The organism is Clostridium sp. MCC345 (assembly GCF_018785345.1).
GTDB lineage: Bacteria > Bacillota > Clostridia > Lachnospirales > Anaerotignaceae > Anaerotignum_A > Anaerotignum_A faecicola.
The window spans coordinates 26,144-44,962 of the sequence record NZ_WQPP01000026.1 but is presented as its reverse complement, the minus strand read 5'-3'; the positions used below and the strand labels follow the sequence as shown (position 1 = coordinate 44,962).

Sequence of the window (18,819 nt, the reverse complement as noted above, 5' to 3'; positions counted from 1 at the left end):
ATCCCCTCTCTTTCACACAGATATCATATTTCCCTTTCCCGCGTCAGCAGGCAGACGTTTTCGATATGTATTGTCACTAACATAGGAACACACATCTTTTACCTCGTCTGCGATATGGGAACACATTTCTTTCGCTTTTTCTACTGCTTTTGATTTCTTCCCAAATCGTTCTTTTGCGTTTCCAATTTCATTTTTGAATCCTGTTTTATATATGAAAATGATTTTATAGGGATCTTTCTCTCCATTTTCATCGTAACCACCGACAATAACTTTTTCGATGATACTTTCAAATATTCCTCTGTCAAATCCTTCTAAAATCTGGTTTTTTGACAATGCTTTTCTAAAATCTACCAGCCTTCTTTGCAAGCTGCTTTCATTGTCATATTGTTGTTCGAGCATACCCAGCTGAGCATTTACTTCAGATAATTTCTTTTCATATCCCATATCTGTTTCTTCGTAAATGTCCTTAGCCACAACGCCCTCTAAATAACTCTCCAATAATTTCTTTCTTTTATATTGGATATTATAAGCATTTTTATTGAGTTTTTCAATTTTATCTTCTATTGAATCTTCAGATAAAGTTTTTTCAACTCTCTTAATAAATTCCTCTAGTACATCCTTATGATCTGTACATAGCATTCGATAGGATTCAATAAAAGCATCCTCAATAACCTGTTCTGGAATTCCTTTACTATCCGGGCAAAACCGTTTTCCATGTTTCGTAGATTTGACACACTGCCAAATAGTTTTTTTATACTTTGAACTACTATGCCATCTTCGTCTTGACAAGCTCGCACCGCAAAATCCACATTCAAGCATACAACTAAAAGCATATTGTCTACTGAATTTTTCTCGTTTTCCAGGTGCTACTCCCTTTTTGCGTCCTCCATTACGGCGTTCCCGTATCTCCTGAGCTCTTGCAAATTTTTCTTCTGATATAATCGGTTCATGATGATTTTTGATATAAAACCGATCTTCTTCTCCAAGATTTTCCAGCCTTCTTTTTGATATCGGATCTACTGTAAAGGTTTTTCCTAATAAAATATCACCTTTGTATTTTTCATTATTAATAATTCCCATTACACTGGAAGAAGTCCACAGATTCCCTTTAATAGTTGAAATCCCCTGTTCATTCAGTTCCCTTGCAATCATCGTACTTCCAGCACCTGCAACATATCTGTCAAATATGTATCTGACCGTTTCCGCACCCTCTTCGTTAATAGACAGCGACTTTGTTACTACATCGTAATCATATCCAAGGCAGCCCTGAAAACCAACAAGTTCTCCACGTTTCATCTTCATTTTCAAACCTTTTTTTACATATGCAGATGTATTTTCCACTTCCTGCTGTGCAACAGAACTTAAAATAGTCAGTAAAAATTCTCCATCTTTTAACGTATTAATTTTTTCGACTTCAAAATATACCGCTATATTCCTCTCTCTTAACATTCTTACATATTTTAATGTATCTAATGTATTTCGTGCGAATCTAGGAATGCTTTTTGCAATCACTAGATCAATATTGCCTGAAAGACATTCCTGAATCAGTAATTGGAATTCTTCTCTTTTATCTGTTTTCGTGCCTGTAATTGCTTTATCAGCAAAAACTCCTGCAAAAACCCATTGCTTATTACTCTTTATCAAATCTGTGTAATATCTGACCATTGAATTATAACTTTTAATCTGATCTTCATCATCAGTACTAACACGACAATATGCGGCAACTCTTAATCTATCAATCTTTCTTCCCGTAGAAGTATCCTCACCAGCACCCTTCGCCTTAATGATTTCAACTTCCATTTGACCGCTCCTTTCTTTTTGTGTTCCTACCGTAGTGTTGATATAATTTTACAACGCAACACTATAATAGTCAAGCGGTAATATTAGAAATAACACCATAATCTTTTTTTAACTTTTTCTCTACCAGCTGATACTCTGCTTCACTTATAAGTTTTAACGAGCGTAATTGTTTCAACATTGACAGCTGCATACTGTATCTCAACAATTTTGCACTATTCATTTTCCCTCTCTACTCTTTCTCATCTACTTTTATCCAAAAATCCTGCAGTAACTGTCGGGTAACAGCCTCATTGGTATTTCACCATCTTTTCAGACCGGGCAGCTTTCCCGGAAGTATCATTATCAAAAACAGTATCTTCGCCACAAAAATCCCACTTTCTGATCACAGTCAAATATTTATCGCTCATGCCTTTGCTTCCATATCATTTTGATACCATTTCCACTTTGCGTCACAATGTCGCAAAGCAATAATGCAGACAGTCCTGGCGTATCTACTGTATAGCTCCTCTGTTTCATTCGTCCTGCAGGATAAATATGAAATTTTCAAGGTACAAGCAACGCTAAATATTCTTATCAGCAGAAATGGATGCTCTTATACATTATTTAGCGAACCATTTTAAATCCCAGAATTGTTTTTATCAGTTTTGTTTCCAAGCGTCTGCGAAGCGTTTCATCCACACAATAATGAACACTTCCATATTCGTCATACATTTTTCTAATTGATAATTTTGCAATGTATCCCTCATAATGTTTCAATACTTTATTTATCGCCTGGATATCACCTTCCAATGCTCTTTCAATCACGCAAAGCGATATCAATTTTTTATTACTTGCACTTTTTTCTTCCGTTTTCATTTACATTTTCCTCCAGCATAGCCTTTAGTATTTCAAGTGATCGTGTCCGATGCTCATGTACCGTACTTCTGACAAGATTCAATTTTCTTGCTATATCAGCATCATTCATTTCCATAAAATACGACAAAAGAATAACATCCCTTTTTCTTTCCGTCAGTGCTTTCAATGCTTCTGCCAAAAGAGCATCTTTTACCACCACATCATAACCACCTGCACGAAAATAGCTTTTTTCCAATTCATACTCATTGATTATAGAAAAATTCTCTATTTCCCGTTCCGATAATTCTGAAAACAGAACTTCATGTTTTCTAAGATATGCCAAATGTCTTTCATAATCCACCACTTCACCTTTCAATGCTAATTTACATTTTCGATCAAATTGATGTCTGACTGTTTTCTCATCATAGGAAGAAGATTGCTCCATAGAGTTCACCTCCTTCCCGACCACAAGATATGAGCAAAGGTCTTTTCCCCTTTCACCCTTATCCCGATTGAGAACTTCCCATTGTTCGGGTTTAAAAGAAAAACTCTATAAAAAGTTTTCGTAATATATAAAAAACGTCCTTACGGATTGAAATCCATTGGACGTTTTTATATAAATAATCTAATATTCAAAAAGTAATCTTCTCCCTTCTTTCTATGTAATAAAAAAGCGGAAATAATAATTTTATCATCGCCGCTTATTCTTACTATTTTCAATTTTATATTTCAAAATACCAACATACTGAGAAATTAAAATTATAAAGGTAGTCAATGAAATCAAAGAAAGCATATCCTGTATTAAACCAACTGTACAACAAATTGCAAATGCAATAACTCCCATTAAAATTTTCATAGTTACCTTTTGACAATGTTCTTTTTCAGTATTGTCAAGTTCTCGATTAATACTCTCTACTGTTCACTCCGTTCACAGTAACGTAGCCAAAATTCATTCCAGATTGCCTGCGGCAATGGAATTTTGGCTTGTATGTCTCGGGATTTTGGCATATTCATGCCAAAACACCTCGCGGGACAGTGGTGTGTGAACAGTAACAATCATATTACATTCTCATAATCCAACCCGAAATGTACAATGATATAGGGTGATATGAGAATGAACCAAGATGAAAGAAGGTTTGACTTTCATGGGCTCGGGCTCGCTTTGAAACAGGCCAGATAGGAAAAGGGCTGGACGCAAGCCTATGTGGCGAAGCTGGTCGGCAAGACTGACCGCACCATTATGAACATCGAGAACAAAGGCCAGCACCCCAGCTTCAACCTGTTTTTCAAACTCGTCACTCTGTTCGACATTTCCGTAGATCAGTTTTTCTATACAGAAGGTCAGCGTGGAGAGAACAGTTGCAGAAAGCACATTGATGTGCTTTTAAGCTCGATGAATGAGAAAGAGCTTGTTGTCATGGAGGCCACAGCCGAAGGGCTCAAGAAAGCCAGAGAAACGGAGGTTCAAGAGGTATGGCTGTTTTGCGTCAGCAGTATGTACTGGTGGAAGCAATCCAAGCATGGATTGCTTCATTAAAAAAGAATCAACAATAAATCATTATTCGGAAAGACCAGCAACTTTGAGTGGCGCTGGTCTTTTATATATGAATTATAAACTTCAACTAACCTGCATATAGTAACATTCCACGGGCAAAGTATGAATTATACAATGTAACCGGGTGATGTTATATGGCGAAAGTTGAAGATTGTCCCGGTTTTGAAACCTTCGGTGCAGATGTCAAAGCCGCACGAGAGGCAAATCGTCTGACACGAAAAACATTGGCAGAATTGGTTGGGATTGAATGGCGGTATCTTGCCAACATCGAAAATGACAGCACGATTCCCAGCCTGCCTGTGATAATCTAGTTGATTAAAGTCTGCTGACTTTTCATCCCTTTCAACCCCTTACAAAAATCGGCATAATCAAGCCTATTGACCGGTATAATAACAGGTCTCCGCTGGCGCGGTTGTCATAACTCCGCAGCGTCGTTTTACTCGTGCGCCGCAGGGTTCCCCCCAAGTCTTTAGGAGGCCGTGAGGAAGTATCTTTAAGCCCCCGTGCAGTCCTCGCGCCGAATCTGCCACCATCCGCTTTGTGAAATCGTAGATCGCTCCGAAACAGCTTTGTTCATCACCTCCCTAGCTGCTCCATCTTCGCGGCGTTCCACACTCGCTCGTACACGGGTTATGTACCTGTTATGCTGTCTATGAAATTGTCAAAGTGCTGTTGAAGGTGGAAAACTTGTCCTTCTATTAACTCTGACAAAAAGAGCAAAAAACGAGCGCACCAAACGAAACTTTTTCAAAAATACTTTGCCAGCTGCTTCAGACCGCGCCGGATGCTGTCACGGACACGGCTTGGGTCTACACCCTCCGCTACTGCTATTTCGCTCACACGCATACCCAGGTAATACCGGGCATAGATTCGCTTAGCCTGCTTCTCCGGCAGAGCCATCACAGCGGCATAGAGCTGTTCCCGCAGCTGCTTTTCTTCCAGGAGCATTTCCGGCGTCTGGGGCTTCAGCAGGATCGCATTTTCAATGCCGTTGTCGCAGTCCAGGGAGTAGTGCGCCTTATAGCGATACATCCTCCGGTCATAGGCAGCCTCTACACGCTCAGCGGCTCGAATCGTCTCCAGCACATCTTCGGTTACTTCTACAAAGTGATCGTTTTTGTAAACATCGGGATATAAGTCCTTAAGATTGACTTTCTTCATTATGTACCTCCATTTCAATTCACGGGCGATTGACGAGTGAATAGAAAGGAGGCGGGGATCGGCAGCGACATACTTCGGGAGCCTTCCCGAAAAATCGACAATAAAAAGCGCCAGCTCCCTGCAATGGGAAACCGGCGCGACAAAAACACCTATTATTCTGCTTTAGTAGGAATGATAATGCCGATAGGTAGTCATACCTCCCCGGAGGAGGGGCAAGGCTTTTTTTAATTGGTGCAGCTCATGGGTACTATGAATAACGAAAATTGACATGGCGGTATCCTCCTAAATACCGCCCTCCTGATTGCATGAGCATCGATCCGAAAATCAAAAAGAAACGGCGGCTCTGATCTTTTCAAAGCCGCCGCTTCTTAGGCGCATGGAAATGTGTCTGCTGTGCGACGGCTTTTTTTCTTTTGCCGTCGCCCGGCAGAATGTTATTCAATATTCTGATACACTTTATTGCAGACTACTATAATCAATTTCTCATTATTTCAATGACGGACTGCTTCTTCCACGAGTGAATAAGTAATATAGTCATCAAAACTTCGAGTAGTAACATTACAGTAACAAATAGTAAAAAGGCTCTGGTTGGAAATACAAATCCTGTAGACATTCCTGCTTTTTCAAGAAAAGTACCGATCATATATCCTCCAGGTATTCCAATAATAATAGTCATGAAAAGTGAAATTCCAGTATTGAAAAGCCCTTCTATCATAAAAGACTGTTCTAACTGTTTGTTTGTCATACCAATAGATTTTAGGGTTCCCATTTCTTGTTTCTGCGATAATAGGTTTGTAACAGTGAGATTAATTTGATTGATTACTGCAAACACCCATAGAATAGCCGAAATGATATAGGCTAAGGTAAAACCAGCTTGGTTATCTTCTTGATGTTCTTTTGTAAAATCTTGAAGGGTCTGTAAGCTAACTTCATCGTTCCCAGCAATTAAAGAACGAATTTTATTCTCCGCTTCCTGTATGCTTTCAGGCTCAGTCTGTACTTCTATCGCATAAGTGCAATCGTAACCAACAAGTTCATGCATCATTTTTTCGGGCATCCTAAAAATATAGCCACCCATTCCATCATTACTGGAGGTGATTGCACCAATTTTGAATGTTTTTGTTATTGTTTTACCACTATTATTTTTGAAATTAAAGGTCACAGTATTCCCAATTTGAGGTTTCCAATGGTAAACATCATAGACACGATCAGGATCACTTACAATTAACTCCGTGTTTTCTGTTATATTCCCCGATACAATAGCTGTGGTTAAGGAATCCATATCTTTTTCATTGTATCCCATCAACAAGGTTTCATCAGCAACATCATTGCTTGTTGAAAATTCAGCTGGTAATATAGCGTAGGTAAACACATTACGAACACCATCCATAGTAGCAATGTTTCTATTTAGATCAGAAAAATATTCTTTGCGTAATACTGCATCTAAATTCTCACTATCATTTTCTAAATCTACACTGATTTTGAAATCCCCATGTCGTATATCCCAGTAACGAGCCATACTTTCTGCATTAAAAGAACTTTGATAACTCGCTGCAAAAAAGAAAATAATTCCGCATAGCCCCATTGAAAGTATCGTCAATACTGATTTTTTGCGATTCCTAAAAAAGCTGATTTTAGCTAAATATGCAGGTGTAATACGATGTCTTTTATGACTACGATAATTGATCGTTTCTACCTGATTTTTCAAGGCGGCTATCGGAGATACATTGGCAGCAATTCTTGCTGGCTTACGAACACTGATATATACAAGAAGTATTCCAAAAAGGCTTGCTCCACACAAAGAAACAGCAAAGGCAAATACAGACCATCCTTTTGATTGCAAGCAATAGCTGATAATCGTTCCCACTATGCTACCAATTAAAATGCCCGGAGAAGCAAGAATATAGCCTTGTTTAAGCACTATTTTATAAATCTGCTTTTTACTTGCTCCTATGGTTCGTAATTGTCCGAACTCAGCAACCTTTTGACCAACCGAAATGTAAAAAATACTGTAAATTACAAGTGCAGCAGCTAAAAAAAGAATTCCTGCAAGCACAATATATGCCGCATAATTACTAACCGAAAGCCCCGTGTTGACATAATCATAATAGCTGCTGACTGTCCAATCTTTTAACCCTGTGTTTTCCGAAATTTGGGATAATAGTTCCTCTGCTTCGTCTTTGGTAAAGGTATCGGCATTCTCAAGCCACACATATCCATTCAGTAAATCATTTCCCCTTAACTCCTGGCATTTTGCGAAAGAAACAAAAACAGGGTAAGCAGAAGCATCTTGGTCATGATATATGCCAACAATCGTATATTTTTTTACGGTCCCGTCTAAATTTAACTGGATTGTAGTATTGATTTTGGCAGGGACATTTTCACCTTCAAAAAAGGCATCTGTAACCGCAATTTCGTTTGATTGTTCTGGATATTTTCCCTCAAAATCTGGTATTAAATTGAACATCGTGTCATCATAGTAAATCAATGACAACTCTTTGGAATTTTGTTCAACTGTTTTAATGTTACACGAAAGACCTATACTTTGAACGCCTTCTTCAGACGACAAATTTTCTTTGTCTTTTTGCGTAATATCAAAGAAAATTCCCTGATGTAATCCTGAAACCTCATTTTGGTTCTGATGAATAATATTTTGAACTGTCAGCAAAGACATCATAATCATTGCAACGGCGACAACAATCGCAGAAATACAGAACAAATTTTTCTTCTTATCAAAAGCTATACTTTTTTGTGCCATATTTTTGATTACAGCACTGGTATCATTTTCAAAAGGCCAAATCATAGTTCCATACCTCCGGTTATTTTTCCATCCTCAATCCGTATGATGCGGTCTGCAAGACGGGCAATATCATCATTATGAGTAATCATAACGATTGTTTGATGAAATTCCGCACTGGTTCGTTTGAGTAAGCCAATAACATCACTGCTCGTCTTACTATCAAGGTTGCCGGTAGGCTCGTCGGCCAGTACAATAGCTGGTTTGGTAATCAGTGCGCGGGCGATTGCCACACGCTGCTGCTGGCCGCCGGAAAGATTGTTCGGCATATTATTCAGTTTATCTTCCAACCCCAGCATCATTACAACATTATCCATAAACTTCTGATCTACAATGTCTCCATCCAATTCCACAGGTAAAACGATATTTTCATAGACATTCAGCATTGGAACAAGATTATAATTTTGAAAAATAAAACCTATATTTCGACGGCGAAAGATGGTAAGCTGTTCGTCGTTCTTCTTTGCCAATTCTTCGCCCCTGACAATCACAGTTCCACTGGTAGGTGTGTCCAGTCCGCCCATCATGTGAAGAAGGGTGGACTTGCCGCTGCCAGAAGTTCCTACAATAGCCACAAACTCTCCATCCTCCACAGAAATATTAACTCCATCAAGGGCGCGAGTAATGTTCGGCTCTACACCGTAATACTTTTTCAGGTCAATCGTCTGTAAAACGCTCATATTCAAAACTCCTTTCAAGGCTTCCTTTTTATTGATAATGTCATTGTAAACCTCAAATGTCCGCGAAATGTTACAGCAGCTAAAAAATTTCATTGAAAATCGGGGTGAAATGTTACAACACTCGGACATTTCAAAAAAATCTACGGCGGGCAGCCGAAAATGGCTGTCCGCCGCGTTCTATTTTGTAGGCAGCATAATGGAAAATGCCGAACCCTTGCCCAGCTCCGAAACCACTTTGATATAGCCGCCCTGCCGCGTTACAATCTCGCGGGCCAGATACAGACCAATGCCCACGCCCTGCTGTTCGTGTACTTCTTCCTCACGATAAAAGCGTCGGAAGATGGCGGCTTGATTGCTTTCGGAAATGCCCTTGCCGGTGTCGGCTACTTTGATCTCCATATACATTTCCCACAGCACCACCGACACAGAAATTTTCCCGCCTGCCGGGGTGTACTTCACCGCATTGTCCAGCAGGTTAAAGAGGGCTTCGGATGTCCACTTGCTGTCATGGGAAACGGTCAAATCCTCCTGGCAGTCCACGGACACGGCGATTTCCTTTTTTTCTGCTGCATACACAATCCCACTCATGGCCTGCGCCACGGTATCAAAGAGGCGGCCCGGCTTCTTATCCAACTGGATCACGCCCGTTTCTAAACGGGAGGTTTTCACAAGGGCTTGAAAGAGAAAGTCCAGCTTATCCGTCTGGTTGCGGATTCCCCAGATAAAGTCGGTACGCTCCGCTTCGGGCATGGGCTTTTCCAGCAGAGTGTCCGTCGCCATTTTTAGATTGCTGACCGGCGTTTTTACCTGATGGGAAATATCCGATACAAGGGTCTGTAATTCCCGCCGTTCCTTGTCCACCCGACGACGGTTCTCCTGCATGATTTGATACAATCGGGACAACCGATGGCTAATGCGAGCAAATTGCGTTTCCTGTTCTTCTAATAGAATCGGTTCTTCATTTCCACTAATCATGCTGTCGATTGTTCTGCACAAATCAGAGGTAAAGGATACCAATCTTTTTGCAAGTATTTGTGTGTAAACCACAAACCATATAAGTGTACATAGCAACAACAATATTCCAGCCAGCAATACAGCTGTTTGTTTCGTAAAAATGAATATGGTCAGAGTAATGACTATTATAGAAACTGCCTGTCCCGCCATAATCCAACTAAATAGATGCTTTACCGAGAGGTTCTTAAACTTCATTTTTCCTCGCCTCCCGTCCATTGATAGCCCATGCCGTAAACGGTTTTGATGTATGGCACACCTCCGTCGGCTTCAATCTTGCTTCGAATCCGGCTGATGGAGGTTGTCAGGGTGTGTTCGTCTACAAACCTCTCGTCTATATCCCACAGCTTTTCCAAAAGCTGCCCACGGGTCAGCACTTGCCGGGGATTTTTACGGAACAGGTTCAGCATTTTGTACTCCATCGGGGATAAGGTCAGGGGCTTGCCGTTTAAGGAAGCCGCCTGCTCCGAGAAGTCCAGAAACAGCCGCCCGTCGTCATAAATGTCCTTAGCCGGTTTGTGGTGTTCCAGCATGGTGAACATGGCTTTGATTTTCCGCTGCAAGGCTCCGATTACAAAGGGCTTTGTAATGTAATCCACCGCACCCACCTCATAACCCCGTATCTGGTCGCTCTCCTGATCGTTGGCGGTCAGGAAAATTACGATGGTGTCCGGGTGCTGGGGCTTTATCAGTTTGCACAGCTCAAAACCGTTCCCGTCCGGCAGGTTGATGTCCAGCAGCACTAAATCAAATTCCAGCTGGCGGATGGCATCGGCTGCGCTTCTGGCATTTAAGGCAGAAGTCACGCCGTAGCCGTCTGCGGTCAGATTATAGGCTAACATTTTATTCAAAAAACTGTCGTCCTCGACAATTAAAATTTGCTTCATATATCCTCACTTCCTTTGCTTTAACAAATAGTATAACATGCAAATATCCGCGAAATGTTACAGCGGACAGATTTTTTCAAAAAATTATCCACCTATATTATAATTTGATTCAGTTAATGATACAAGGATGGCATTCAAGTCTTCTTAAAAAATCAGCATAATCAAGCCTATTGACCGGCATAATAAGGTTATTCCTTTGTGCAAATCGGCACGATAGAATATACTTGAGGTGAATGATTATGCCGATTGATGATTTGACCGCTTTGGGGCAAAAAATGCGGGAAGCCCGAAAGAATAAAGAACTGACACAACAGGAACTTTCTGATCTGAGCCATGTTTCTGTAAAGCAAATCGCCAATATCGAAAAAGGGAAAATGAATCCTTCCTATTTGATTTTGAGAGCATTGGCAAAGGTCCTGCACATCTCTTTAGATACACTTATAAATCCAGATGTTTCTCTGGAGGATGAGGGTGTCAATCAGATGAAAATGCTTTATTCCAGCTGTCCGCCAGAAATGCGTGAAACCCTGCTGCATCACACCCAGGAAACGGTGAAAGAACTGACAGAGTTGTCCGAGAAATTTGAAACGAATTGAGCCAGTGAGTGAAATTTAACGATTCTCTCACTGGTTCTTTTCATTTTCGGAGAAAAGAGGCAAGCAATGCCTGTGTTAATACACACAGGCCCGCAGAGAAGAAAATCCCTTTGTGATTTTCCTCTCCACTTGCTTGTTGAGGGCAGCGCCCCCAAGCCCCTTTGAACACAGAATTTCATTCTGTGGCTGCGCGTTCTGCGAACGCTTTTGACCAGGACCAGCTTACCGCTGGCCGTGGTCTTTTTCTTTTTCAACATCCTGTTCTACCTCCATTTTCAGCACTCGATCTACATTCGCTTTTGCAGTCAAAAGCTCCCTCATTTCTTCACGGGAGCGCCGATACTCGGAATAAGTCTTTTTCTTTTCTTCCAGCAATTTTGCGTACTCTGTCTGTAACTCTTTGACCTTTGGCAGCTTCTTGACGCCCATCTCATCAAAGGCATTCTTAGCAGCCTGGTGGAGCAGAATTTCTTCCTCATGTTCCTCCCGGAATTTCTTAGAGTAACTCGCCTTGCGGTATGCCACATAGACCTCACGGGTCTTGGCATAATTTACGATGTGAGTACGCAGAACAGCAATCTCTACCATGCGCTTTTCAGCCGCTTTGATCTGCGCCGAAAGTTCATTGTGATGTGCCGTGGCAGCCGCAGCCTTTTTTTCCAAAACCGCATACTCCAGCAGATTGTTCTCTGACAGGTAATTCATGGTCTGCGCCATTTGTTTCAGATTAAAAACTTTAGCCCATCGAGCATAGCCAGCACCTTTTCCAGCCTGCAATTTTGCCTGAATGTCCACCAGCAGATTGACCTTCGGCGGCTCTGCCTGTGTGACTGTTTTCTTTCGCGGGGTATGTGCTTTCTTCCCTAAGAGAACTGCCCGCAAATCTTCCAATCCATATCCTTCGCCCAGACTGTCCATGCGGGCGGCTTTCTCCCAACCAGAGAGCTTCAGTCGATACGATTTTCCGCGCTTTGAGACTTCGCAACCATACTCTTGCAACAGCTTCAGCAGTTCTTCAAAGTCAGCAGGACTTTGTGATAGTGCGTTGTCAATCGCCACACGAAGCAGCTCTCGGTGAGAGGGCTTTGCCTGATCGCCCAGCCATTTATTATAGCTCTTTCCGTGAAGTTTCGGATTCTCTGCAATGGACAGTCCATTCTCAATACAGATGGTGTCACTTAGCCGACGAACCGCCTTGGTGCTGCCCCAAAAATTGCGGAACTTCCGGTCATATTCTAAGTTGACCGATGACCAGATAATGTGATTATGAACGTGGGCTTTGTCTATATGAGTGCAGACCACAAAAGCATGATTCTCTTTTGTGAATCTCCTGGCAAATTCCACTCCCAGCCGGTTGGCTTCTTCCGGGGTAATCTCACCGGGGCGGAAGGACTGACGCACATGATAGGCAATCACATCATCTGTGCCACGCACTCGTCCGGTAGCGGCAATGTACTGCCGCTTTGCCAGAAGGAACTGCGCATCCGCAGTCCGGCTGTCACACGCATAGCCGGTAATGAGCCTGCCGTTATCTGTTTTCTTTGGATTGGCCACATAGTCGATGATGTCACTGATCGCCCGACTCTCTGTGCGGCCTTTGCCGACATGAAGCGGCATGATTCTTGTAGTTGCCATAAAAAGCCCTCCTCTCAAAATATTTTCTCTGAACTCTTTGTGCCTATCGTTGAAATAAACTCTCCTTATGGGTATAATATAAAGAAACTACCAATACCTCAAAGGAGGGATTTTATGATAGAACAGCTAATTGCTGAAGCAACCGAATGTGATTTCAAAGTTGCACTTGAAATAAAAAAACCCAAAAGCTGGTTAAAAAGTGTCAGTTCCTTTTCTAATGGAATCGGCGGAACTCTGTTTTTCGGAATCTCTGATGACCGGAAACCTATTGGCTTGTCCGATGTTCAAAAGGATGCTGAGGCAATCAGCCGCTTAATCAAAGAACGAATCACACCATTACCTCAGTTTATCTTAAAACCATTACAGGAAGATGGTAAAAATCTATTAGCTCTGGAGGTTTCTCCCGGCCGCAGCACCCCATATTATTACAAGGCAGACGGAGTGATGGAAGCATATATCCGTGTTGGAAATGAAAGCGTAATTGCCCCGGATTACATTGTAAATGAATTGATCTTAAAGGGAACCAATCAGTCCTTTGATACCCTAACAACAGACGCGGTAAAAAAGGATTACAGCTTTACACTTCTGGAAGCAACCTATCTGGAACGGACCGGTCTCCGCTTTGAGCCATCCGATTATGTTTCCTTTGGTTTGACTGATAAAAATGGACTCCTGACCAATGCCGGAAAACTCATGACCGATCAGCACACGGTTTATAACTCCCGTATGTTCTGTACCCGGTGGAATGGCTTTGAAAAAGGCTCTATCTTTGATGATGCATTGGACGATAAAGAATACGAAGGGAATCTGATTTATCTACTGAACAGCGGCAGTGAATTTATTCGCAATAATTCCAAAGTCCGTTTTGTCAAAAAGGCACAGTATCGTGTAGACAAGCCGGATTATGCTGAACGAGCTGTGACAGAGGCTCTTGTTAATGCGCTTATCCATCGTGATTATATTGTGCTTGGCAGCGAAATCCATATTGATATGTTTGATGATCGGGTGGAAATCACATCTCCGGGCGGTATGTTTGGCGGCGGCTCAATTCAGGAATACGATATTTACAGTATTCGTTCGATGCGACGAAACCCTGTGATTGCTGACCTGTTCCACCGCATGAAGTACATGGAACGCCGTGGAAGTGGTCTGCGCAAAATCGTCAGTGAAACTGAAAAGCTGCCTGGATACACAGAGGCATATAAGCCCGAATTTTCCTCAACAGCGACAGATTTCAGAGTTATTTTGAAAAATGTGAATTACATCATGTGCGGTGCTTCCGCACATGATACAGCACATGATGCCGCACATGATACATCTGTGATCAGCAAGCAAAACTTGCTATTGGAATTTTGTGCAGACCCTAAAAGTCGAGATGAAATGCAAGCATATATTGATGTTTCCAGCCGTTCTCACTTCAGCAAATATTACCTCAAGCCTTTATTATCTTCTGGTAAACTTGAAATGATGTTTCCAGACAAACCCAAAAGCAAAAACCAGAAATACACTACCGTTCATTCCAAATAACCAAGAAGCAGGGCACTGGGTCTCATCTCCCATTGTCCTGCTTCTTTTCATTCCAGATTTATTCACATCATTTACCCATACATCCAATCCTGGATCGCAAATTTCAAATCCTGCACCTTACCCAACAGCCAGATCGCCGCAAGCGGCAATCCCATCGGGCTAATCAAAAAAGCTATAACCAACAAAATCACACCATTCTGCGGGAAATAGGTAATAATCACAGCCGCGCCAAGCAGAGCAATTACCGTGCTTAGTAGACCAAGCACCAGACTGGATATGTAGATCAGCCCCGTGCAGAGCCAAACAAAAAGCGTCAACACCAAAATGACTGGTGCAGTTATGATCATCAGCAGACATTTCAAAAGGTATACTAATCAGCCCTAAAATACCAATAGTTAAAAATACAATACTATAATTTCTATCTTTTTTGAAAGAAGTTTTATTGTTATCAATTTTTTCAACAACGTCTCCTGACTTTAACATTTCATCAACTGGAATATCAAATTTCTCACTTATTAGAATAAGTGTATTAATATTTGGAACAGAGACTCCCATTTCCCATCTAGACACCGCCTGTCTTGTTACTCCTACCATTTCAGCAAATTGTTCCTGAGAAAGCTTGTTATCTTGCCTTATCTTAAGAACTGCCTTTGCAATGTTTTGATTACTATCTTTTACTTTCCTCCTCCTTTTGTTTGATTGTATTATACAGTTGATATACCATTTGGGCAAGCAATACAACTTTACATTTTCGCAATTAACTATTGCTTTTTGTTTTTTCATTTATATAAACTTCTTATTTCCATTTTTTCTGTAAATCGGCTTATATATGAAGCAGTCATTTTTAGAGCAAGTTTCGCAATGTCAGACAAAAACCCCTCCGGGATTTTTTCTGCCTTGCAACTTGATGGGGATTTCGTTTCCCCATACCCTCGACCGCAATCAAAGATATGCGTATTGGTTCCCATTGCCATGGTCACAGCGTGATGATTCTTCATCACTTGCTTTCACAGCAAGCTGTAATTTTTTTCTTTCCTGTGTGGAACCTATATGCAGAAAGGAGTATCTAATGACACGACCACAAAAAGAATCTGATATGAAACGGGAACACCGGGTAACAATCCGACTGACTGATACAGAATTTTCTATTATAGAAAATACGGCAGAACAGGCAGACATGACTATTTCCGAATATATGCGAAAACAAATTATGGAGGGACAGGTCAATACTAAATTTGAGATTGTTGCAGATGTCAAAGAAATAAAAAAGCTGATTGGTGAATTGGGTAAGATAGGAAGCAACCTCAATCAGATTGCCCGATATTTTAATCAAGGTGGAATTATCTCCTCAGAAATGAGAACAGAAATAAAAAAATCTCTCCGGGATATTTATGAAATGAAATATGAAGTGATGAGAATGGCAGGTGATTTCCGTGGCAGTGATTAAACATATCGCAAGCAAAAATGCTGACTATGGAGAATCTGAACGGTATCTCATCTTCCAGCATAATGAATACACCCAAAAGCCAATCCTCGATGATGAGGGACACATGATATTACGAGATGAATATTACCTGAATGGTCTAAACTGTGATCCGTTTACCTTTGCATCTGAATGTCAGGAACTAAACAGCTATTACCATAAAAATAAAAAGTTCAATGAGATCAAGTCTCATCATTACATTATCAGCTTTGACCCGAAAGACAAAGAGGAATGTGGACTGACCGGTGAACGGGCACAGCAGCTGGGACTGACTTTTGCAAAGAAGAACTTTTCTGGTCATCAGGCTTTAGTCTGCACACATACAGATGGTCACAACGAAAGTGGCAATATCCATGTACATATTGTGATCAACAGCCTTCGGAAATATGACGTACCCCAAGAACCCTATATGGAATTTGACTGTGAATCAAAAGCCGGATATAAACACCACCTAAGCACAGCCTACCTTGCTCACTTAAAACAAGATGTTATGGACATGTGCCAGAAAGAAGGTCTGCATCAAGTTGATCTGCTCTCTCCTGCTGAAAGGAAAATCACGGAAAAAGAATACTGGGCACAGCGTCGTGGACAGGAAAAACTTGATAAGCTCAACCAGAAAATGCTTGAAGACGGCATCACTCCAAAAGAGACTCGCTATCAGACAGAGAAACAGTTTCTCCAGGATGCTATTGATGATGCTGCAAGCACCGCCAAGTCACCAGAAGAGTTTGCACAAATCCTCGATAAAAAATATCATATCATCTTCAAGATCAGCAGAAACCGGTACAGCTATCTTCATCCAGGCAGAAAAAAATATATCACTGGACGTAATCTCGGAACACGATATGAAGAGGATTTTCTATTACAGACATTTAAGGAAAATGCAAAATCACTCTCTGATAGGAAAATGAAAATTGAAGAACCGCAAGTTACAGCTACTACAAAAGATTTACAGACAGCACTTTCCCCTGATGCTTCCGATATTCCTGTACCGTTCATTTTCATAAAATCAAATCTCCGACTTGTGATAGATTTACAGACCTGTATCAAAGCACAGCAGAGTGAAGCCTATGCTCAAAAAGTCAAACTCTCCAATTTAAAACAGATGGCTCAGACGGTTGCCTATATTCAGGAACATGGATATGACTCTCTTGAAGATTTCCATACTGCACTTGACCAGGCATCTGATCAGACCAATGCCGCCAGAAAATCTTTAAAGAATACAGAACAGCAGCTTAAAGATGTGAATGAGCAAATACATTTTACCGGACAGTACCTTACATACAAAAACGTATATGCCGACTACCGCAAGAGCCGCAATAAGGATAAATTTTACGAAGAACACCGGGCAGAGCTTTCTCTTTATGATACAGCTCTCCGAACACTGAAAGAAAAATCTGCCAGAAATAAGATTCCTTCTATGAAAGCCCTCTATGCTGAAAAAGACCGGCTTATTGAATTGCGAGATACACAACGGGAAAATTTTTCTAACCACCGGGATTATGAACGGGAGCTTCATACCGTTTCCGCTAATATTGATATAATCCTTGGGAAGAGTCACGAGCAGGAACAGTTCCAAAAGAAAGAACCTAATTTGTGATTTTTTTTATATAAGCTTCATTAGTTATGGGTAGCATTTTTTATGCTTCTCTCTACCCATAACTAATTCGCAAGCACTCTTCTCAAATCAATTTAGGGTAATGCTCCGAAATATATTCTTGCATAAATATTGGATCAACCGATATATTCATTTCTTTTCCTCTTTGATTCGCTTGATCATGTTCTTTTTCAAATAAAATTGTATCATTCGGAAGTATATTTAACAATTTTTCATATACCTCTATATCTTTTTTATCTTTTGTCCTAACACTAAAGGGATTAATACAAAATATGCCACAATAATTTTCTAATTTCCATGGATCAAATCCTTCTATTTTTCGTATATGTCCTTCAACTATATTCGTTAAGTAAATAACATCAACTGTATCAAAGTCATTGTGTTTTACATCCTTTCCACTTTTATCATAAAAACTATTTTTAAAATCTTCTGTAAAAATTCCTGTAAATGGATTATATATATATCCCCAATAATCTTGCATTTGCTGCGAAGAAACAGATATAACCAATACATTTATAGAATTTGCTTCATAATTAAATTTTGTTTGACAAGATCTTAAATATTCTATCACTTTATTATCATTTATTTTGGATATATTATAACCTGTATACATTCCGTCTGGCTTATTGATTATTTGAGGAAAAACTTCTTTTTCTAACTTATCAATATATGTTTTTTGTGTATCTTTATTTTTAAAACTGCGAAAAGGTATGTTAACTCCCAATACTTTATCATCATCTTCTTTTACTTGTTTCGGTGTTTTTATTTCAATGTTAAATTTATATCCATATTTTAAAAGCTGTATATCAACATCTGTATTTTCTTGATTTTTTAATTTCTTATCCATTTCGTAAGTATAACTATTTTTAATAGCATAAAGCCAAAAGACCATCTCGGATAACCCCTGTAAGCATTGATCCCTGTCATAGCCAGTTCTAATTCGTAATTTATCGCAAAATCTCTTTACCGCTTTATTATTTTGAAGAACTCCCGCTTTATATAATACAGATATATTTTCCCAAAAAAGACTAACTGACTCATTTGTCATATTTTCCATTATAATATGCTCATTTTGATTTTTTAAATATCCGTATATCTTATTTATTACTTCATTTTCTGTCATAATATTTATATCTCCTATTTAAAGCTTGTATATTTAAACTTCTCAAAATTCATACACCTATTATACAATCTCTCATTTCTTTTTTTCAACAAAAATGGCCCTGCCACATAAG

At 40.2% G+C, this 18,819-nt stretch carries 16 protein-coding genes and 3 pseudogenes; 6 read left to right on the top strand and 13 right to left on the bottom strand.

The window, feature by feature from the left end; genetic code table 11:
• Nucleotides 1-12: 12 nt before the first annotated feature.
• The 4 genes from GPK49_RS06595 to GPK49_RS06585 form a co-directional block, all read right to left on the bottom strand.
• On the bottom strand, nt 13-1,800 hold the full coding sequence (locus GPK49_RS06595) for a recombinase family protein (protein ID WP_215677072.1): 1,788 nt from the start codon (nt 1,798-1,800) through the stop codon (nt 13-15).
• 70 nt (nt 1,801-1,870) lie between these two features.
• A complete protein-coding gene (locus GPK49_RS12955) occupies nt 1,871-2,020 on the bottom strand; it encodes an SHOCT domain-containing protein (RefSeq protein ID WP_004613393.1) in 150 nt (49 codons plus the stop codon).
• A 383-nt stretch (nt 2,021-2,403) separates the two neighbouring features.
• Nucleotides 2,404-2,655: a helix-turn-helix domain-containing protein gene (locus tag GPK49_RS06590; RefSeq protein ID WP_004613390.1), complete on the bottom strand. Its 252-nt coding sequence runs from the start codon at nt 2,653-2,655 to the stop codon at nt 2,404-2,406.
• Nucleotides 2,627-3,079 carry a sigma factor-like helix-turn-helix DNA-binding protein gene (locus GPK49_RS06585; protein ID WP_055214139.1) on the bottom strand — a complete coding sequence of 151 codons (453 nt, stop codon included), beginning with the start codon at nt 3,077-3,079 and terminating at the stop codon, nt 2,627-2,629. The genes GPK49_RS06590 and GPK49_RS06585 overlap by 29 nt, the downstream gene beginning before the upstream one ends.
• Before the next feature lie 663 nt (nt 3,080-3,742).
• Between GPK49_RS06585 and GPK49_RS06580 the strand changes: the two are divergent.
• A pseudogene (locus GPK49_RS06580) lies at nt 3,743-4,105 on the top strand (helix-turn-helix domain-containing protein); the annotation flags it as partial.
• A gap of 218 nt (nt 4,106-4,323) precedes the next feature.
• Nucleotides 4,324-4,497: pseudogene (locus GPK49_RS06575) on the top strand (helix-turn-helix domain-containing protein); the annotation flags it as partial.
• 439 nt (nt 4,498-4,936) lie between these two features.
• Here GPK49_RS06575 and GPK49_RS06565 read toward each other — a convergent pair.
• From GPK49_RS06565 to GPK49_RS06545, 5 genes are all read right to left on the bottom strand, one after another.
• Complete coding sequence (locus GPK49_RS06565; RefSeq protein ID WP_055214144.1) at nt 4,937-5,350, bottom strand: sigma factor-like helix-turn-helix DNA-binding protein; 414 nt, start codon at nt 5,348-5,350, stop codon at nt 4,937-4,939.
• A gap of 475 nt (nt 5,351-5,825) precedes the next feature.
• Nucleotides 5,826-8,153, bottom strand: coding sequence for an ABC transporter permease (locus tag GPK49_RS06560; protein ID WP_209290161.1), 2,328 nt, complete (start codon nt 8,151-8,153; stop codon nt 5,826-5,828).
• Nucleotides 8,150-8,827, bottom strand: a complete 678-nt coding sequence (locus GPK49_RS06555; protein WP_209290162.1) for an ABC transporter ATP-binding protein — start codon at nt 8,825-8,827, stop codon at nt 8,150-8,152. Before GPK49_RS06555 ends, GPK49_RS06560 begins: the two co-directional genes overlap by 4 nt.
• Nucleotides 8,828-9,004: 177 nt before the next feature.
• Nucleotides 9,005-10,036 carry a sensor histidine kinase gene (locus GPK49_RS06550; RefSeq protein WP_209290163.1) on the bottom strand — a complete coding sequence of 344 codons (1,032 nt, stop codon included), beginning with the start codon at nt 10,034-10,036 and terminating at the stop codon, nt 9,005-9,007.
• Nucleotides 10,033-10,725, bottom strand: a complete 693-nt coding sequence (locus tag GPK49_RS06545; RefSeq protein ID WP_209290164.1) for a response regulator transcription factor — start codon at nt 10,723-10,725, stop codon at nt 10,033-10,035. Before GPK49_RS06545 ends, GPK49_RS06550 begins: the two co-directional genes overlap by 4 nt.
• A gap of 239 nt (nt 10,726-10,964) precedes the next feature.
• On the opposite strand from GPK49_RS06545, the gene GPK49_RS06540 reads away from it, so the two are divergent.
• Nucleotides 10,965-11,321 carry a helix-turn-helix domain-containing protein gene (locus tag GPK49_RS06540; protein WP_055214154.1) on the top strand — a complete coding sequence of 119 codons (357 nt, stop codon included), beginning with the start codon at nt 10,965-10,967 and terminating at the stop codon, nt 11,319-11,321.
• A gap of 222 nt (nt 11,322-11,543) precedes the next feature.
• Here the strand turns inward: GPK49_RS06540 and GPK49_RS06535 are convergent, their stop codons facing one another.
• Entirely contained in the window at nt 11,544-12,956 is a 1,413-nt protein-coding gene (locus GPK49_RS06535) for a relaxase/mobilization nuclease domain-containing protein (RefSeq protein WP_209290165.1), read from the bottom strand.
• A 114-nt stretch (nt 12,957-13,070) separates the two neighbouring features.
• Here GPK49_RS06535 and GPK49_RS06530 point away from each other — a divergent pair, with 114 nt between their 5' ends.
• Nucleotides 13,071-14,483, top strand: a complete 1,413-nt coding sequence (locus GPK49_RS06530) for an ATP-binding protein (protein ID WP_055214156.1) — start codon at nt 13,071-13,073, stop codon at nt 14,481-14,483.
• A 71-nt stretch (nt 14,484-14,554) separates the two neighbouring features.
• Here GPK49_RS06530 and GPK49_RS12945 read toward each other — a convergent pair whose 3' ends face one another.
• On the bottom strand, nt 14,555-14,830 hold the full coding sequence (locus GPK49_RS12945; RefSeq protein ID WP_055214158.1) for a CD1845 family protein: 276 nt from the start codon (nt 14,828-14,830) through the stop codon (nt 14,555-14,557).
• Between the two features lie 142 nt (nt 14,831-14,972).
• Nucleotides 14,973-15,266 (bottom strand): annotated as a pseudogene (locus GPK49_RS12940) (helix-turn-helix domain-containing protein); the annotation flags it as partial.
• A 286-nt stretch (nt 15,267-15,552) separates the two neighbouring features.
• On the opposite strand from GPK49_RS12940, the gene GPK49_RS06520 reads away from it, so the two are divergent.
• Entirely contained in the window at nt 15,553-15,930 is a 378-nt protein-coding gene (locus GPK49_RS06520) for a DUF6290 family protein (protein WP_119201011.1), read from the top strand.
• Nucleotides 15,917-17,566, top strand: coding sequence for a relaxase/mobilization nuclease domain-containing protein (locus GPK49_RS06515; RefSeq protein WP_209290166.1), 1,650 nt, complete (start codon nt 15,917-15,919; stop codon nt 17,564-17,566). Before GPK49_RS06520 ends, GPK49_RS06515 begins: the two co-directional genes overlap by 14 nt.
• An 82-nt stretch (nt 17,567-17,648) precedes the next feature.
• Here the strand turns inward: GPK49_RS06515 and GPK49_RS06510 are convergent, their stop codons facing one another.
• Entirely contained in the window at nt 17,649-18,707 is a 1,059-nt protein-coding gene (locus GPK49_RS06510) for a hypothetical protein (protein WP_055214070.1), read from the bottom strand.
• Nucleotides 18,708-18,819: the final 112 nt, after the last annotated feature.

Coding starts and splice junctions, on each gene's coding strand:
- GPK49_RS06595 (WP_215677072.1), bottom strand. CDS start 1,800: ATGGAAGTTGAAATCATTAAGGCGAAGGGTGCTGGTGAGGATACTTCT.
- GPK49_RS12955 (WP_004613393.1), bottom strand. CDS start 2,020: ATGAATAGTGCAAAATTGTTGAGATACAGTATGCAGCTGTCAATGTTG.
- GPK49_RS06590 (WP_004613390.1), bottom strand. CDS start 2,655: ATGAAAACGGAAGAAAAAAGTGCAAGTAATAAAAAATTGATATCGCTT.
- GPK49_RS06585 (WP_055214139.1), bottom strand. CDS start 3,079: ATGGAGCAATCTTCTTCCTATGATGAGAAAACAGTCAGACATCAATTT.
- GPK49_RS06565 (WP_055214144.1), bottom strand. CDS start 5,350: ATGAAGAAAGTCAATCTTAAGGACTTATATCCCGATGTTTACAAAAAC.
- GPK49_RS06560 (WP_209290161.1), bottom strand. CDS start 8,153: ATGATTTGGCCTTTTGAAAATGATACCAGTGCTGTAATCAAAAATATG.
- GPK49_RS06555 (WP_209290162.1), bottom strand. CDS start 8,827: ATGAGCGTTTTACAGACGATTGACCTGAAAAAGTATTACGGTGTAGAG.
- GPK49_RS06550 (WP_209290163.1), bottom strand. CDS start 10,036: ATGAAGTTTAAGAACCTCTCGGTAAAGCATCTATTTAGTTGGATTATG.
- GPK49_RS06545 (WP_209290164.1), bottom strand. CDS start 10,725: ATGAAGCAAATTTTAATTGTCGAGGACGACAGTTTTTTGAATAAAATG.
- GPK49_RS06540 (WP_055214154.1), top strand. CDS start 10,965: ATGCCGATTGATGATTTGACCGCTTTGGGGCAAAAAATGCGGGAAGCC.
- GPK49_RS06535 (WP_209290165.1), bottom strand. CDS start 12,956: ATGGCAACTACAAGAATCATGCCGCTTCATGTCGGCAAAGGCCGCACA.
- GPK49_RS06530 (WP_055214156.1), top strand. CDS start 13,071: ATGATAGAACAGCTAATTGCTGAAGCAACCGAATGTGATTTCAAAGTT.
- GPK49_RS12945 (WP_055214158.1), bottom strand. CDS start 14,830: ATGATCATAACTGCACCAGTCATTTTGGTGTTGACGCTTTTTGTTTGG.
- GPK49_RS06520 (WP_119201011.1), top strand. CDS start 15,553: ATGACACGACCACAAAAAGAATCTGATATGAAACGGGAACACCGGGTA.
- GPK49_RS06510 (WP_055214070.1), bottom strand. CDS start 18,707: ATGACAGAAAATGAAGTAATAAATAAGATATACGGATATTTAAAAAAT.